At 61.2% G+C, this 15168-nt stretch carries 16 protein-coding genes; 9 read left to right on the top strand and 7 right to left on the bottom strand.

Features of this window, described 5'->3' with window-relative positions:
* Window positions 1–54: 54 nt before the first annotated feature.
* The 8 genes from amaA to AC07OT_RS20935 all read left to right on the top strand — a co-directional run bounded on the left by amaA (window position 55) and on the right by AC07OT_RS20935 (window position 9420).
* Window positions 55–1338, top strand: a complete 1284-nt coding sequence (amaA, locus tag AC07OT_RS20900) for an L-pipecolate oxidase (protein ID WP_495108947.1) — start codon at window positions 55–57, stop codon at window positions 1336–1338.
* 374 nt (window positions 1339–1712) lie between these two features.
* Complete coding sequence (locus AC07OT_RS20905; protein ID WP_495108948.1) at window positions 1713–2849, top strand: branched-chain amino acid ABC transporter substrate-binding protein; 1137 nt, start codon at window positions 1713–1715, stop codon at window positions 2847–2849.
* A 183-nt stretch (window positions 2850–3032) separates the two neighbouring features.
* The gene (locus AC07OT_RS20910; RefSeq protein WP_003236186.1) at window positions 3033–3947 is read left to right on the top strand and encodes an ABC transporter permease subunit; all 915 of its coding nucleotides are present in this window, start codon (window positions 3033–3035) and stop codon (window positions 3945–3947) included.
* A gap of 2 nt (window positions 3948–3949) precedes the next feature.
* Window positions 3950–5227, top strand: a complete 1278-nt coding sequence (gene livM, locus AC07OT_RS20915) for a high-affinity branched-chain amino acid ABC transporter permease LivM (protein WP_495108949.1) — start codon at window positions 3950–3952, stop codon at window positions 5225–5227.
* Entirely contained in the window at window positions 5224–6099 is an 876-nt protein-coding gene (locus tag AC07OT_RS20920; protein WP_115486386.1) for an ABC transporter ATP-binding protein, read from the top strand. The genes livM and AC07OT_RS20920 overlap by 4 nt, the downstream gene beginning before the upstream one ends.
* On the top strand, window positions 6096–6812 hold the full coding sequence (locus AC07OT_RS20925; protein WP_027607704.1) for an ABC transporter ATP-binding protein: 717 nt from the start codon (window positions 6096–6098) through the stop codon (window positions 6810–6812). The genes AC07OT_RS20920 and AC07OT_RS20925 overlap by 4 nt, the downstream gene beginning before the upstream one ends.
* Before the next feature lie 787 nt (window positions 6813–7599).
* Entirely contained in the window at window positions 7600–8364 is a 765-nt protein-coding gene (locus AC07OT_RS20930; RefSeq protein WP_027607705.1) for an SDR family oxidoreductase, read from the top strand.
* Between the two features lie 150 nt (window positions 8365–8514).
* Window positions 8515–9420 (top strand): cation diffusion facilitator family transporter, encoded by a 906-nt coding sequence (locus AC07OT_RS20935; RefSeq protein ID WP_495108950.1) that lies wholly within the window; start codon window positions 8515–8517, stop codon window positions 9418–9420.
* 27 nt (window positions 9421–9447) lie between these two features.
* On the opposite strand, the gene AC07OT_RS20940 is transcribed toward AC07OT_RS20935, so the two are convergent.
* The 5 genes from AC07OT_RS20940 to ureE form a co-directional block, all read right to left on the bottom strand.
* Window positions 9448–10569, bottom strand: a complete 1122-nt coding sequence (locus AC07OT_RS20940; RefSeq protein WP_495108951.1) for an AGE family epimerase/isomerase — start codon at window positions 10567–10569, stop codon at window positions 9448–9450.
* Between the two features lie 180 nt (window positions 10570–10749).
* Window positions 10750–11322: a HupE/UreJ family protein gene (locus AC07OT_RS20945; RefSeq protein WP_495108952.1), complete on the bottom strand. Its 573-nt coding sequence runs from the start codon at window positions 11320–11322 to the stop codon at window positions 10750–10752.
* A 22-nt stretch (window positions 11323–11344) separates the two neighbouring features.
* Entirely contained in the window at window positions 11345–11959 is a 615-nt protein-coding gene (gene ureG / locus AC07OT_RS20950; protein WP_083355517.1) for an urease accessory protein UreG, read from the bottom strand.
* A gap of 21 nt (window positions 11960–11980) precedes the next feature.
* Window positions 11981–12655: an urease accessory protein UreF gene (locus tag AC07OT_RS20955; protein ID WP_495108953.1), complete on the bottom strand. Its 675-nt coding sequence runs from the start codon at window positions 12653–12655 to the stop codon at window positions 11981–11983.
* A complete protein-coding gene (ureE, locus tag AC07OT_RS20960; RefSeq protein WP_065947138.1) occupies window positions 12652–13152 on the bottom strand; it encodes an urease accessory protein UreE in 501 nt (166 codons plus the stop codon). The genes AC07OT_RS20955 and ureE overlap by 4 nt, the downstream gene beginning before the upstream one ends.
* Window positions 13153–13428: 276 nt before the next feature.
* On the opposite strand from ureE, the gene AC07OT_RS20965 reads away from it, so the two are divergent.
* Complete coding sequence (locus tag AC07OT_RS20965; protein ID WP_065940897.1) at window positions 13429–13926, top strand: C40 family peptidase; 498 nt, start codon at window positions 13429–13431, stop codon at window positions 13924–13926.
* A 4-nt stretch (window positions 13927–13930) separates the two neighbouring features.
* On the opposite strand, the gene AC07OT_RS20970 is transcribed toward AC07OT_RS20965, so the two are convergent.
* The gene (locus AC07OT_RS20970) at window positions 13931–14563 is read right to left on the bottom strand and encodes a TetR family transcriptional regulator (RefSeq protein WP_065900186.1); all 633 of its coding nucleotides are present in this window, start codon (window positions 14561–14563) and stop codon (window positions 13931–13933) included.
* A 162-nt stretch (window positions 14564–14725) separates the two neighbouring features.
* Entirely contained in the window at window positions 14726–15097 is a 372-nt protein-coding gene (locus AC07OT_RS20975) for a hypothetical protein (RefSeq protein ID WP_065940898.1), read from the bottom strand.
* Between the last annotated feature and the right edge of the window lie 71 nt (window positions 15098–15168).

Here is a 15168-nt window from a genome sequence, read left to right on the forward strand (position 1 = left end):
TGACCGCATTGCACATCAAGATTGTTGTTTGTTAGGTCTCACCGGAGTCTGGCAATGGCACTACGCGAAACATGTTTGTGGGAACACCTAACCCCCGGCCGACCGGAGCGTGCGGCGCTGGCGGGCGAGGTCAAGGTCGATGTGTGCGTGATCGGCGCCGGGATCACCGGTTTGTCCGCCGCCATTCATTTGCTGGAACAGGGTAAAAGCGTCGCCGTGCTGGAGGCCCATCGCACCGGCCACGGCGGTTCGGGGCGCAACGTCGGGTTGGTGAATGCCGGCCTGTGGATCCCCCCGGACGAGATCGAAGCCGGTTTCGGCGAAACGGTGGGCAGCCAGCTCAACCGCATGCTCGGCGCGGCACCGTCGCTGGTGTTCAGCCTGATCGACAAATACACCATCGATTGCCAATTGCGCCGCGAGGGCACCTTGCACATGGCACATAACGCCCGTGGCGAGGCGGATTTGCGCAGTCGTGAAGAGCAGTGGAAGCGCCGTGGCGCGCCGGTGGAATTGCTCACCGGCCAGGCCTGCGAACGCGCCACCGGCACCAAGAAAATCGCCGCCGCTTTGCTGGATCGGCGTGCCGGTACCTTGAACCCGATGGCCTACACCAGCGGTTTGGCGAATGCCGCCGTGGGACTTGGCGGGCAGTTGTTCGACCATTCGCCGGTCACCCGGTTGGAGCGCCAAGGTGCGAGCTGGTCCGTTCAGACCGCCAGCGGTTCGGTGCAGGCTGCACAAGTGGTCATCGCCTCCAACGCCTACACCGAAGGTGAATGGACCGAGCTGCGACGCAATTTTTTCCCCGGCTATTACTACCAGGTCGCCTCCGCGCCGCTGACCGACGCCGCCGCCGAGCAGATTCTGCCCGGTGGCCAAGGCTCATGGGACACGCGCCAGGTACTGAGCAGCATCCGCCGCGATGCCGATGGCCGCCTGTTGCTCGGCAGCCTGGGCAACGGCAACCAGAAACCGGCCTGGTTCCTCAGGGCGTGGGCTGATCGGGTGCAGCAACATTACTTCCCGTACCTCAAATCGGTGCAATGGGAATTCACCTGGACCGGCTGCATCGCCTTCACCCCCGATCACCTGATGCGCTTGTTCGAGCCCGCCCCCGGCCTGGTGGCGGTAACCGGCTATAACGGGCGCGGCGTGACCACCGGCAGCGTGGTCGGCAAGGCGTTCGCCGACTATTTGTGTCACCAGGATCCCCAAGCGTTGCCGATTCCGTTTGCACCCATGCAACCGCTGGCCGGGGTTGGGCTGCGCAGTTGCCTGTATGAGGCCGGATTCTCGCTGTATCACGCCGGGCAATGTCTGAGGATCGTGATCTGATCAGCGAAATACCGCTCAGAAGCCTGCATTTTCTTAGCCGGCTACTAATCTGTATTGGTGCAGGTCGTAGCAGTCGCGCACTGTAAATGTGCAGTTCCGTTACGCAGGCTGTTACAGCTGTAGGAACTGTCGTTTATTGCTTTGGTTGCAGGTGCGACCCGTCAGGGTTGTACTTTTTCGGACCGTGGGTTGCACCTATTGATGCTAGAGGGTTGCACGTCCTGGCGAGCGGAGCCGAAACGCCTGCAATAACAATGACACCGTGTCTTTTTGAAGAATAAAAACGTAATGGCACGAGGCTTGCTCTGGGCTTTCAGTGAAAAGTTTGAACGCAAGTTGTCGTGCCAAAAATCAAAAATATCGGAGCACCACTCATGTCCCAGACGTTTTACAAGAAAGGTTTTCTGGCCCTCGCCGTTGCAGCGGCGCTGGGTGTTTCTACGTTTGTTCAAGCTGATGTGAAGATTGGCGTTGCGGGGCCGATGACTGGCGCCAATGCCTCGTTCGGTGAGCAGTACATGAAGGGTGCACAGGCGGCAGCCGAAGTGATCAACAAAGCCGGCGGCATCAACGGCGAGAAGGTTGTGCTGGTGCCAGGCGACGACGCATGCGAACCCAAGCAGGCCGTGGCCGTGGCCAACCGCCTGGCTGACCAGGACAAAGTGATTGGCGTAGTTGGGCACTTCTGCTCGTCGAACACCATCCCGGCCTCCGAGGTCTACGACGAAGCGGGCATCATCGCGATCACCCCCGGCTCTACCAACCCACAAGTGACCGAGCGCGGCCTGGGCGCCATGTTCCGTATGTGCGGGCGTGACGACCAGCAAGGCATCGTCGCCGGCGACTACATCGTCGACGTGCTCAAGGGCAAGAAAGTCGCCGTCATCAACGACAAGGACACCTACGGCAAAGGCCTGGCCGACGCCACCGCTGCCCAGTTGACCAAGCGCGGCGTCAAGCCGGTGCTGGAAGAAGGCCTGACCCGTGGCGAGAAGGACTTCAGTGCGCTGGTCACCAAGATCCGCTCCCTGGGCGCTGACGTCGTGTACTTCGGTGGCCTGCACCCGGAAGCCGGTCCATTGGTTCGCCAGATTCGTGAAGCGGGCCTGAAGGACGTCAAGTTCATGTCCGATGACGGCGTAGTGACCGATGAACTGGTGGCCACCGCTGGCGGCGCGCAATACGTCGATGGCGTGTACATGACCTTTGGCGCCGACCCGCGCCTGCTGCCGGACAGCAAGGCCGTGGTGGAGGAGTTCCGCAAGGCCGGCTACGAGCCTGAGGGCTACACCCTGTACGCCTATGCCTCGCTGCAGGCCTTGGCCGCCGGTTTCAACGGCGCCAAGTCCAACAAGGGCGAAGACGCGGCCAAATGGCTGAAAGCGCACCCGGTCAAAACCGTGATGGGCGAGAAGACCTGGGACGCGAAGGGCGACCTGAAAGTCTCCGACTACGTGGTTTACCAGTGGGATAAAGACGGCAAATACCACCAGCTGGAAAAGCAGAAGTAATCCATGTGGGAGGGGGCTTGCCCCCGATAGCGGTGGGTCAGTCAATAGTTGTTCAGCTGACCCACCGCATCGGGAGCAAGCCCCCTCCCACATTGGGACAGCGTTGTGATTGAGATCTGTCTTTTCCTCCAGAAGCGCCGCACACCGACTGGTGTGCAGGTGCTCACCGCGTGAGATTGCGTTATGGATGGTATTTTCCTGCAGCAACTGGTCAACGGCCTGACCCTCGGGTCGGTCTATGGCCTGATCGCCATCGGCTACACAATGGTCTATGGCATCATTGGCATGATCAACTTCGCCCACGGCGAGGTTTATATGATTTCCGCTTACCTCGCGGCGATCAGTCTGGCACTGCTGGCTTACTTCGGCATCGAATCCTTCCCGCTGCTCATTCTCGGCACCCTGATCTTCACCGTGGTCGTCACCGGCGTGTACGGTTGGGTCATCGAACGGGTCGCCTACAAACCGTTGCGCAACTCCACCCGCCTGGCTCCGCTGATCAGCGCCATCGGCATCTCCCTGATCCTGCAGAACTACGCACAGATCGCCCAGGGCGCGAAACAACAAGGCATTCCAACCCTGCTGGCCGGCGCCTGGCGCGTCGATATCGGCAGTGGGTTCGTCCAACTCACGTACACCAAGGTCTTCATCCTCGTGGCGGCGTTTGCCGGCATGGCGTTGCTCACCTACATCATCAAGTACACCAAGCTCGGCCGCATGTGCCGCGCCACCCAGCAAGACCGCAAGATGGCCTCGATCCTGGGGATCAACACCGACCGCGTGATCTCCTACGTGTTCGTCATCGGTGCCGCCATGGCGGCCCTGGCCGGTGTGCTCATCACCCTCAACTACGGCACGTTCGACTTCTACGCCGGCTTCATCATCGGCATCAAGGCGTTTACCGCAGCGGTACTCGGCGGCATCGGTTCCCTGCCTGGGGCGATGCTGGGCGGGATCATCCTGGGTATTTCCGAGTCGTTGTTCTCGGGGTTGATCAACTCCGACTACAAAGACGTGTTCAGTTTCTCCCTGCTGGTGGTGATTCTGATTTTCCGTCCCCAGGGCCTGCTTGGTCGCCCACTCGTGGCTAAGGTGTAAACATGTCTGCTGCCAAACCCATCAATATCAAGAAAAGTGTGGTCGATACGGTCCTTGCCGGGCTGATTTCGTTGATCGTGTTCGGTCCGATCGTCGGCGTGGTCCTCGACGGCTACAGCTTCAACCTGGAACCGGTCCGTGTGGCTACCCTGGTTGCCATCGTGATGGCCGGGCGCTTTGCCCTCAGCCTGTTCCTGCAAACCCCCAAGGGCCTGAAGATTCTGCAGGGCTTCGAAAGCAGCGGCTCCGGCGTGCATGTACTGCCACCGGACTACAAGTCGCGGCTGCGCTGGATCATCCCGGCGCTGATCGTGATCGCCATCGTGTTCCCGATCTTCGCCAACAAGTACCTGCTGACCGTGGTGATCCTCGGGCTGATCTACGTGTTGCTGGGCCTGGGCCTGAACATCGTGGTCGGCCTGGCCGGGCTGCTCGACCTGGGTTACGTGGCGTTCTACGCCATCGGCGCCTACGGCCTGGCGCTGGGTTATCAATACCTCGGCCTGGGCTTCTGGAGCGTGTTGCCGCTGGCAGCCATCGCAGCGGCTTTAGCGGGGTGCATACTCGGCTTCCCGGTGCTGCGAATGCACGGTGACTACCTGGCCATCGTGACCCTGGGTTTCGGTGAAATCATTCGCCTGGTGCTCAACAACTGGCTGTCGTTCACCGGCGGCCCCAACGGTATGCCGGTGCCTTCGCCGACCTTCCTGGGCCTGGAGTTCGGGCGCAAGGCCAAGGAGGGCGGGGTTCCGTTCCACGAGTTCTTCGGCATCGATTACAACCCCAACATCAAGTTCATGTTCATCTACATCGTGCTGTTCCTGGTGGTGCTGGCCGTGCTGTACATCAAGCACCGCCTGACCCGCATGCCGGTCGGCCGCGCCTGGGAAGCCTTGCGCGAAGATGAGATCGCCTGCCGCTCCATGGGCCTGAACCACGTGCTGGTCAAGCTCTCGGCCTTCACCATCGGCGCGTCCACGGCCGGTTTGGCCGGGGTGTTCTTTGCCAGTTACCAGGGCTTCGTCAACCCGTCGTCGTTCACCTTCTTCGAGTCGGCGCTGATCCTGGCCATCGTGGTACTGGGCGGTATGGGCTCGACGGTCGGCGTGGTGATCGCGGCGTTCGTGTTGACCGTTGCGCCTGAACTGCTGCGCAGCTTCAGCGAATACCGCGTGCTGCTGTTTGGCGTGCTGATGGTGGTGATGATGATCTGGCGACCGCGCGGCCTGATCCGGATCAGCCGCACCGGTGTGACACCACGCAAGGGGGTAGCGCCATGAGCAAGGAAATCGTCCTCTCCGTGGAACACCTGATGATGCACTTCGGTGGCATCAAGGCCTTGAGCGATGTGAGCCTCAAGGTCGAACGCAACTCGATCTTCGCCCTGATCGGCCCCAACGGTGCCGGCAAGACCACCGTGTTCAACTGCCTCACCGGCTTCTACAAAGCCAGCGGCGGCAAGATCGAACTGAACATCCGTGGCAAGCAGACCAATGTGATCCAGCTGCTCGGCGAGCGCTTCAAGGCCGTCGACTTCGTATCGCCGAAAAGCTTCTTGAGCCGGGTGTACTACAAGATGTTCGGCGGCACCCACCTGGTCAACCGCGCCGGCCTGGCGCGGACCTTCCAGAACATTCGCCTGTTCAAGGAAATGTCGGTGCTGGAAAACCTGCTGGTGGCCCAGCACATGTGGGTCAACCGCAACATGCTGGCGGGCATCCTCAACACCAAGGGTTACCGCAAGGCCGAAAGCGATGCCCTCGACCACGCGTTCTACTGGCTCGAAGTGGTGGACCTGGTGGACTGCGCCAACCGCCTGGCCGGTGAGCTTTCCTACGGCCAGCAGCGCCGCCTGGAAATCGCCCGCGCCATGTGCACCCGGCCGCAGATCATCTGCCTGGACGAACCGGCAGCGGGCCTCAACCCCCAGGAAACCGAAGCCCTCAGCGCGATGATTCGCCTGTTGCGCGACGAACACGACCTGACGGTGGTGCTGATCGAACACGACATGGGCATGGTGATGAGTATTTCCGACCACATTGTGGTGCTGGACCACGGTAACGTGATTGCCGAAGGCGGGCCGGAAGCGATCCGCAACGACCCGAAAGTGATTGCCGCCTACCTGGGCGCTGACGAAGAGGAGCTGGTATGAGTGCACCTATCCTCGAAATGAAGGACCTGGACGTGTTCTACGGCCCGATCCAGGCCCTGAAAAAAGTCTCGCTGCACATCAACGAAGGCGAAACCGTGAGCCTGATCGGTTCCAACGGCGCGGGTAAATCCACACTGCTGATGTCGATCTTCGGCCAGCCACGGGCCGAGTCGGGGCAGATCCTCTACAACGGCGTCGACATTACCCACAAGTCGTCCCACTACATCGCCTCCAACGGCATTGCGCAGTCGCCGGAAGGGCGGCGGGTGTTCCCCGACATGACCGTCGAGGAAAACCTGCTGATGGGCACCATCCCCATTGGCGACAAGTTCGCCCAGGACGATATGCAACGCATGTTCGAGCTGTTCCCACGGCTCAAGGAACGACGTAACCAGCGCGCCATGACCATGTCCGGTGGTGAGCAGCAAATGCTCGCCATCGCCCGCGCGCTGATGAGCCGACCCAAGCTGTTGCTGCTGGACGAACCGAGCCTGGGCCTGGCGCCGATTGTGGTGAAGCAGATCTTTTCCACCCTGCGCGAGCTGGCCTCCACCGGGATGACCATCTTCCTGGTGGAGCAGAACGCCAACCACGCACTGCGTTTGTCGGACCGGGCGTATGTGATGGTCAACGGTGAGATTCGCCTTACCGGCACCGGCAAGGAATTGCTGGTGAACGAGGAAGTGCGCAACGCTTATCTCGGTGGCCACTGATCTAAATAATGACGCAGTACCCCTGTGGGAGGGGGCTTGCCCCCGATGGCGGAGTGTCAGTTTCAGAAGTACTGACTGACAAATCGCTATCGGGGGCAAGCCCCCTCTCACATTTGTTTTGTGTCGCCCGCAAGACCGATCCCAAATTGTGGAAAACAAATCCAGCCCCCCTCCAAAGCGCGACATATAGCCGCCGCAAATCCCTGTTTTGTCACACTTTTGACTTGTCCCCATCCACTGTGGAACCGGCTGTGGGTAACGTGGGAGTAGCTGGCTGAACGCCTTTAAAACCGTGGCTTTCAGCTATATGGTTGTTTTTTGATCAGTGGCTTTTTCGCGGCCGATCGAGGGGTTTGTCAACCTGTTTAAAGACACAGGTATATGACTGAAATATGTCCCGCCGGCCTGTGGATAAGTCTGTGACTAAACTCTGGAAAGACGGCCGCAGAGGCCGGAATGACTGGCCTGGAGCCATCGCTCGTTTTCCACCGATGCCCATGGGTCTACATACGCCTTCGTCCAGGTCAAGCAAAAAACTTTCTAAAATCGCCTGGAAGCCTTGTACACAGCGGCCTGAAGCGTTTTGCACTTGCCCCCAGAGACTGTGGGCGCAGCTGTGGATAACCTGCGCGCATATGGCTGCAAGCCACGGCTCATAAGGCTTTGCTCTGAATGATTAAAAAATGACCAGTCGTGCATGAAGTTCTATGCATGGCGGTTGCCGCAACCGCGGCGTAAGGGCATTCTGCTGGCTGATTTTTTTCCCGATGCCCGCAAGGAGAACACCATGTCCAACACGCTGTTTATTACTGGCGCCACCTCAGGTTTCGGCGAAGCCTGCGCCCGTCGGTTTGCCGAGGCCGGCTGGAAACTGGTGCTTACCGGTCGTCGTGCCGAGCGTTTGAATGCGCTGGTCGAAGAGCTTTCCAAGCAGACCGAAGTGCACGGCCTGGTGGTGGACGTGCGGGATCGCACAGGCATGGAAGAGGCGATCGCCAACCTGCCGCCATCGTTCGCCACCCTGCGCGGGCTGATCAACAACGCGGGCCTGGCCGTGGGCACCGACCCGGCGCCCAAGTGCAACCTCGACGATTGGGAAACCATGGTCGACACCAACATCAAAGGCCTGTTGACCACCACCAGCCTGCTGTTGCCGCGTTTGATCGCCCACGGCCGTGGCGCCGGGATCATCAACCTGGGCTCCATCGCCGGCAGCTACCCGTACCCGGGCAGCCATGTGTATGGCGGTTCCAAGGCGTTCGTGAAGCAGTTCTCCCTGAACCTGCGCTGTGACCTGCAGGGCACCGGCGTGCGTGTGACCAACATCGAGCCGGGCCTGTGCGAAAGCGAGTTCTCCCTGGTGCGCTTCGGCGGTGACCAGGCGCGCTACGACGCCACCTACGCCGGTGCCGAGCCGATCCAGCCGCAGGACATTGCCGACACCATCTTCTGGGTGCTGAACACGCCGGCGCACGTCAACATCAACCGCCTGGAACTGATGCCGGTGAGCCAGACCTGGGCTGGGTTTGCGATTGAGCGGGGGGCCAAGTAAGGCTCTAGACCGCGTTGCTGCCATCGGGGGCTTATCGAATCGTCGCACCACCCCGATGGCGTCAAATCGGCCAAAACAGGCCATAAGGTACACTCCACCCCTGAAAACCCCACCGCACCCTGCGGTTTAAAGGTTTTGACGGGAGGAAATGTGAGTAACCGAGGTGAGCAGTCACTGCTCAAACAATCGACGATCCTGATGTTCGCGGTAGCGATCGCCGGGATTGTCACGGGTGTGATATCTGGCGCCCAATCCATTCTGTTCGACGGCTTTTTCTCGCTGATCGCCACCGCCATCAAGGTGTTGATGCTGATCACGGCCAAGCTGATCGCCAAGAAAAGCAACGAGCGCTTCCAGTTCGGCTATTGGCACCTGGAACCCATGGTGCTGCTGATCGAAGGCAGCTTCCTGCTGCTGATCGCCATCTATGCGTTTTTGAACGGTGTGTTCGGCATTATCAATGGCGGGCGCGAGATCGAGTTGGGCCTGGTGATCATCTACGCGGCGGTGTTTACCGTGGTCGAGTTCGCCTACTTCTTCTATGTGCGCTATCGCAACCGTAGGCTGAAATCCTCGCTGATCCAGTTCGACAACATCAGTTGGCTGGTGGACGCGATGCTCTCGGTGGGCCTGCTGGTCAGCTTTCTCGCCGCGCTGGTGCTCAAGTCCCAGGGCTATGGCGAGTGGGCGGTGTATGTCGACCCATTGATCCTGATCCTGTTGGCCCTGAGCATGCTGGCACCGGCGTTCAAGATCCTGCGCCCGGCATTGCGCGAGGTGCTGGGGATCGCGCCGGATCACCTGGATGACAAAGTGCGCGAGGTGATGGACGCGGCGCAGGCCAGGCATGGGTTCGATGACTACGTGTCCTACGTGCAAAAGCACGGTCGGGCGCGGTTTATCGAAATCCATGTGGTGCTGCCGGCGGATTACCCGGTGGATAACGTCGCGACCCTGGATGGGCTGCGTGAAGAGATATCCACAGGGCTGGGCGCACCGGATGCGGCGCGCTGGCTGACGATCAGCTTTAGCGGGGATCGCAAGTGGATTGCGTGATGGGTCGTTAGACCGAGGTCCTGCAGGTCACCCGAGATGCTGGATCAGCCCCTGGTAGCAGGTTGCCAAATGATAAGGGGTGGTCGATGGCATATCCCGTCGGCTCACCGCGCCGTTGGCATCCAGGCATTCATGCCAGCCTTTCTCATGCAGGAAATGCTGTTGCAGCGCCAGCAGTTGGCGCTGCAGCACCGACTCACTGCCAGGGCGCAAGGTCAGTGCCCGCAGGTACTCGGCCTGGGCCCAGATACGCTGGGTGCCGTCGCGCACGCTGCCGTCGAGTGCCAACATGCCGCTGACCGCTCCGGTCGCGCTGTCCACACCCTTTTGCTCAGCGTAGGCAAACGCCCGCGTCAGTGACGCATGCAGCGGGGTGCCGCGCAGCACGGGCGACGATTCGAGCAAAAAGAACCACTCGAACTGGTGTCCCGGCTCAAACCAGTTATCCACAGCGCCCAGCGGTTTTTCCATCATCACGCCGTGCCGGCGGTCGATGAAACGCTGCTGCATGGCCGTCGCCAAGGCCAGCAGGGCCGCTTGCACAGGGGCATCCTCGCGCACCGCGAGGGTGGCGAGGAAACCTTCGGCCAGGTGCATCAACGGGTTTTGCAGCGGGCCGGACTGGAGGGACGACCAGTTGCGTTCCAGCACCGCCTCGTACAGGCCGTCCTCGGTGGCGAAGCGCTGGGCGACGACTTCGAGGGCGGCGTTCAGCACCGATTCCACCAACGGCTCACGCACCTTGGCCCAGTAATGGGCGCAGGCAAAGATGATGAAGGCGTGGGTGTAGAGGTCTTTGCGCTTGTCCAGCGGCTGGCCGGCGGGGTCGATGCTGTAGAACCAGCCGCCGTGTTCGGCATCGTGGAAATGCCGTTGCAGGGAGCGGAACAGCACCGCCGCGCGCTCTTCTGCGAAGGCCGCCCCTGGCGCGCCGATCTGGCTGGCGAACAGGTACAACTGTCGCGCGCAGGCCATGGCGCGGTAGCGTTGCGGCGGCAGTGGGTGGTGATCGGCGTCCAGCGCCTCATAGGGCAACGCCAATTCGGCATTCCAGCCTGGGCCCTGCCAGAGCGGCACGATCAGGGTGTGGAAGTGCGTGAGCACGGCATTCAACGAAGGCTGGGGGGCGGAGCTTGGAGCGATGGGCATCGGCTGGCGTCGTCACGGCAGGGGTGTAGGCGCGCATGGTAGCAGGCTTGGGAACTGTGGTGTCTGCGCCACCGCTATCGGGGGCAAGCCCCCTCCCACTTTTGACTGCGTTCCACAGGTGGAACTCGGTCGAATGTGAGGGGACTTGCCCCGATAAGGGCCTTATAAGCGCTGCAAATCTTAGCCTGCCAGCAACCACACCCCAGTCGCCGCCGAAGCCGCTCCGGCAATCCGCACCAGCGGCGCCGCTGCGGCCGGCAACCAGCGCACCAGCGCATACCCGGCTGCGTGCAGTGCAGCGGTCGCGCCGACAAAACCGGCGGCATACGCCCAAGGGCTCGACATCTCCGGCAACTCCAAGCCATGGGCCACACCATGGAACAACGCAAACAACGCCGTTGCACCCATGGCCATGAACAACGGCGGACGCACCGCCAGTGCCACGGCCAGGCCCAGGGCCAGCACCGAGGCGGCGATCCCGCTTTCCAGCGCGGGCAATTGCAGGCCTTCAAAACCCAGGATGCCACCGATCAGCATGGTGCCGACAAAGGTGCACGGCAGGGCCCAGCGCGCGGCGCCTTTTTGCTGAGCGGCCCACAGACCCACCGCAAGCATGGCCAGCAGATGGTCGAGGCCACCCAGCGGGTGGCTGATACCCGCCACCAGGCCGTTGTCGCCGTGGCCAGGGTGAGCGAAGGCCAGGGCGGGAGTGAGCAGCAGGGCGGCGGCTGCGAGGAGTTTATTGAGGTTCATAAACAGGTTCCTTATGGGTTGATCAGGCGGCAGTCAGCAGGCCTTGGCGTTCGATGAAGGCGACGATTTCATCCAGGCCGACCCCGGTTTTCTGGTTGCTGAACACAAAGGGCTTGCCGTTGCGCATGCGCTGGGTGTCGCTGTTCATCAGCTCCAGCGAGGCGCCCACCAGCGGCGCCAGGTCGATCTTGTTGATCACCAGCAGGTCGGATTTGCAGATACCCGGGCCGCCTTTGCGCGGCAGCTTGTCGCCGGCGGACACGTCGATCACGTAGAGGGTCAGGTCCGACAGCTCCGGGCTGAAGGTGGCCGAGAGGTTGTCGCCGCCGGACTCCACCAGGATCAGGTCCAGGCCGGGAAAGCGGCGGTTGAGTTGGTCCACCGCTTCCAGATTGATCGAGGCGTCCTCGCGAATCGCCGTGTGCGGGCAGCCGCCGGTTTCCACGCCGATGATGCGCTCCGGCGCCAGGGCCTGGTTGCGCACCAGGAAGTCGGCGTCTTCGCGGGTGTAGATGTCGTTGGTGACCACCGCCAGGTTGTAGCGATCGCGCAGCGCGAGGCACAGGGCCAGGGTCAGGGCGGTCTTGCCGGAGCCGACCGGGCCGCCGATACCGACACGCAGGGGTTGTGTATTCATGTCTGAATCTCCAAAAAAGCCTTAGGAACGGAACAGGCGGCTGTACTGGCGCTCGTGGGCCATGCTCGCCAGGGACAGGCCGAAGGCGGCGCTGCCGAAATGATGGGGGTCGATGCGGGCGGCGTCCTGCTGGGCCTGTTGCAGCAGGGGCAGCAGCTCGCTGGTCAGGCGTTGCGCGGCTTGCTGGCCCAGGGGCAGGGTTTTCATCAGCACGGCCAATTGGTTTTCCAGCCAGCTCCAGAGCCAGGCGGCGAGAGCGTCGTCGGCGCTGATCGCCCAGGCGCGCGCGGCCAGTGCCCAGCCGAGGGCCAAGTGCGGTTCGCGGCGTTGCTCCAGGAAGCTGCGGGCGTCGCTGTCCAGTTCCGGCAGGCCATTGAGCAACTGCTGCAGGGAGTAACCCATCTGCCGACTTTCCTGATACAGCTCCCGGGTTTCGCGGCTGGCTTGATGCGCTTCGCACAGCTGCGCCAACGCTGGCCAGTCCTGCTCTGCGGCGGCGCGGCAATGGGCGAGCAACAGCGGGGCTTCGAAGCGCGCGAGGTTGAGCAGCAATTGGTCGCTGATCCAGCGGCGAGCGCTGGCGGCATCGTTGACGTGGCCGTTCTCCACGGCCATTTCCAAACCTTGGGAATAGCTGTAGCCGCCAATCGGCAACTGCGGACTGGCCAGACGCAACAGCGCCCAGGCTGGGCTCATAGACGTACGCCGAACTGATGCAGCTTGGGCGGGTAGTTGAAATCCTCATCGCCATGCCGGGAGTGGTGGTGGCCGCCGCCATAGGCGCCGTGTTCCGGTTGGAACGGCGCCTCGATGGTTTCGGTGTGGGCGCCCAGTTGCTCAAGCATGGCCTTGAGCACGTAGTCGTCGAGCAGGCGCAACCAGCCATCCCCCACTTGCAAGGCCACATGGCGGTTGCCGAGGTGGTAGGCGGCGCGGGTCAGTTCAAAGGCGTTGCTGCAGGTGACGTGCAACAGGTGTTCAGGGCGGGCGCACACGCGTACGACACGTCCGTCTTCGGCTTGTAGGAATTCGCCATCGTGCAACGGCGGCTGGCCGCGCTCCAGAAACAGGCCGACGTCTTCACCGTCGGCACTGAAACAGCGCAGGCGGCTTTTGCTGCGTGCTTCGAAATTCAGCAGCAGCTCAGCGGCCCAGAGGGCTTGGGGGGCGATTCGGCGGTGGATCACCAGCATCAGGAAGCTTCCAGCTATGAGCGATGGAAGTGCTAGAGCAAGGGGCTTGCCAATCCGGTCAGGCGTAGGAATTACCTGTCGGCAGACAGGGCTGTGCTACTGAACGGGGCGTGGGAAGGGTTTATGAGTGGTCAAAAATGGTGCGATTAACTTATGCGTGCACTGCTCTCGAGCGTTTTCGGATTTGTCCTACGCTCGATCAGGAATTGGCGTTCAAAACGTTACGTGCCGTGTCTTTAGGCTATGCGCCGTGTTTAATCCACTGCGACGTTTATCATGTTCAAGTCATTTTTTTGCTTGGCTATTGTCAGTCTGTCTTTGGCCATTTCATCGGCCTCGGCCAATCTGCAGCCGCGTTCGACCTTTACAGTTTCGGTTAAGGAGGCCTCTATCAATGATGTGATCGACCGCGCTCACGAGCTGCTGGGCACCCCCTACAAATGGGGTGGTTCTTCAGCAGAGCAGGGGTTCGATTGCAGCAGCTTCCTGGTTTACCTGTTCAAGACCCAAGCCAATATCCAGATACCGCGCACCACGGTGGCAATGCACCGCTCAACGGCCCCGACGATCCAGCGCACGGCTTTAAAGCCAGGGGATGCGGTGTTTTTCAAAGGCAATGGGCGCGGCCAGGTCAGCCATGTCGGCCTGTATATCGGTGGGGGTAAATTCATTCATTCACCGCGCACCGGCAAAAGCATCCGCATCGATTCACTGAGCAACAGCTACTGGAACAAGCACTACACCACCGCCAAGCGTTTTCACACCGCGGGTTGACGACCTATTCGGTGCTGCCCAGGCCTTGCCAGTGCTTGAGGCCGATAAAAATAAAGCGCAGTTGCTGGGTGATTTTCGCCTGGGGCGTGAGGTGGGCAGGCAAGGCCTGGGCGGGCGGGTCGATGATGTCGGGGAGGGTGGCAAACACGCTTTTGACGATCAGGTCGGCCATCACGTGCAACCCTTCGGCGTCCAGGTGCTGCAGTTTGGGCATCAGCGTCAGGTCGGCCGCCAGGTCGCGGGTGATGTCTTCACGCAGGGCACCGATGGCTTGGCGCACCGCCAGGCAACCGCCGTATTGCTCGCGGGCCAGGAACAGGAATTGCGAGCGGTTGGCCGAGACCACATCGAGAAAAATCCGCACTGAGGCATCGATAATGCCGCCCATCACGAATTCGTTGTGACGCACCAGGCGAATGGTGGCGCGAAAGGTCTGGCCCACCTCACTCACCAATACAAGTCCAAGCTGGTCCATATCGGCAAAGTGGCGATAGAACCCGGTGGGGACAATGCCTGCGGTCTTGGCCACTTCACGCAGGCTCAGGCTGCCAAACCCACGGCCACACTCCATCAGATGGCGGGCAGCGTCCATCAGGGCGAGGCGGGTTTGTTGCTTCTGTTCGGCGCGGGGCAGCATGGGCGGGCGGGCTTTGTCGGCAAGTACAGCGACGCACTCTAGCAAAACAGCTTCATTGACGTCGAACTTGGCGGGGGATAGGTGAGGATGTTGCGTGACAGGCTCTACAAAAAGTCAAAAGCCCGGTCGGCAGATCGGGCTTTTTTCTGGGCCACCACGGGGTCAGCTCTGAGCTTGATGCAGTTCTTGCAGGCGATCAGCACCACCTTCGGCAACACCTTCGGCGTAGGCACGCTCGTTGGCTTGTTCCGCACCCCCTTCAACCAGACCTTTCTGTTCCAGGCGATCACGGCCACCTTCGGCAACACCTTCAGCGTAGGCGCGCTTGTTGGCGTGTTCCGAACCGTTTTCAGCGACAGCACCTTTGGCGTAGTCACGGTTCTCGTCTTCTTGCGAACCGCTGCGGGCCAGGGTCTGGTTGAAGTGAACGGCGTCGGCCTTGGCTTGTGGGGTAACCTGTTCGGCGGCTGGCAGGGCAAAGGCGCTGGAAGCCAGGATGGATAACAGGACGGTAGCGAGTACTTGGCGTTTCATGATGGGTTGCTCCTTGGGAGGGCGATAAAGTGGGTACAGGGCTAATGCTACTCTCGATAAGTCGATATAAA

The organism is Pseudomonas sp. GW821-FHT09C10, assembly GCF_059418085.1.

What these genes read in the sequence shown, in the direction of transcription:
- AC07OT_RS20945 (WP_495108952.1), bottom strand. Translation starts at nt 11,322, where the DNA reads ATGAACCTCAATAAACTCCTCGCAGCCGCCGCCCTGCTGCTCACTCCC.
- ureE (WP_065947138.1), bottom strand. Translation starts at nt 13,152, where the DNA reads ATGCTGGTGATCCACCGCCGAATCGCCCCCCAAGCCCTCTGGGCCGCT.
- AC07OT_RS20910 (WP_003236186.1), top strand. Translation starts at nt 3,033, where the DNA reads ATGGATGGTATTTTCCTGCAGCAACTGGTCAACGGCCTGACCCTCGGG.
- AC07OT_RS20955 (WP_495108953.1), bottom strand. Translation starts at nt 12,655, where the DNA reads ATGAGCCCAGCCTGGGCGCTGTTGCGTCTGGCCAGTCCGCAGTTGCCG.
- AC07OT_RS20965 (WP_065940897.1), top strand. Translation starts at nt 13,429, where the DNA reads ATGTTCAAGTCATTTTTTTGCTTGGCTATTGTCAGTCTGTCTTTGGCC.
- livM (WP_495108949.1), top strand. Translation starts at nt 3,950, where the DNA reads ATGTCTGCTGCCAAACCCATCAATATCAAGAAAAGTGTGGTCGATACG.
- AC07OT_RS20970 (WP_065900186.1), bottom strand. Translation starts at nt 14,563, where the DNA reads ATGCTGCCCCGCGCCGAACAGAAGCAACAAACCCGCCTCGCCCTGATG.
- AC07OT_RS20940 (WP_495108951.1), bottom strand. Translation starts at nt 10,569, where the DNA reads ATGCCCATCGCTCCAAGCTCCGCCCCCCAGCCTTCGTTGAATGCCGTG.
- amaA (WP_495108947.1), top strand. Translation starts at nt 55, where the DNA reads ATGGCACTACGCGAAACATGTTTGTGGGAACACCTAACCCCCGGCCGA.
- AC07OT_RS20925 (WP_027607704.1), top strand. Translation starts at nt 6,096, where the DNA reads ATGAGTGCACCTATCCTCGAAATGAAGGACCTGGACGTGTTCTACGGC.
- AC07OT_RS20920 (WP_115486386.1), top strand. Translation starts at nt 5,224, where the DNA reads ATGAGCAAGGAAATCGTCCTCTCCGTGGAACACCTGATGATGCACTTC.
- ureG (WP_083355517.1), bottom strand. Translation starts at nt 11,959, where the DNA reads ATGAATACACAACCCCTGCGTGTCGGTATCGGCGGCCCGGTCGGCTCC.
- AC07OT_RS20975 (WP_065940898.1), bottom strand. Translation starts at nt 15,097, where the DNA reads ATGAAACGCCAAGTACTCGCTACCGTCCTGTTATCCATCCTGGCTTCC.
- AC07OT_RS20930 (WP_027607705.1), top strand. Translation starts at nt 7,600, where the DNA reads ATGTCCAACACGCTGTTTATTACTGGCGCCACCTCAGGTTTCGGCGAA.
- AC07OT_RS20905 (WP_495108948.1), top strand. Translation starts at nt 1,713, where the DNA reads ATGTCCCAGACGTTTTACAAGAAAGGTTTTCTGGCCCTCGCCGTTGCA.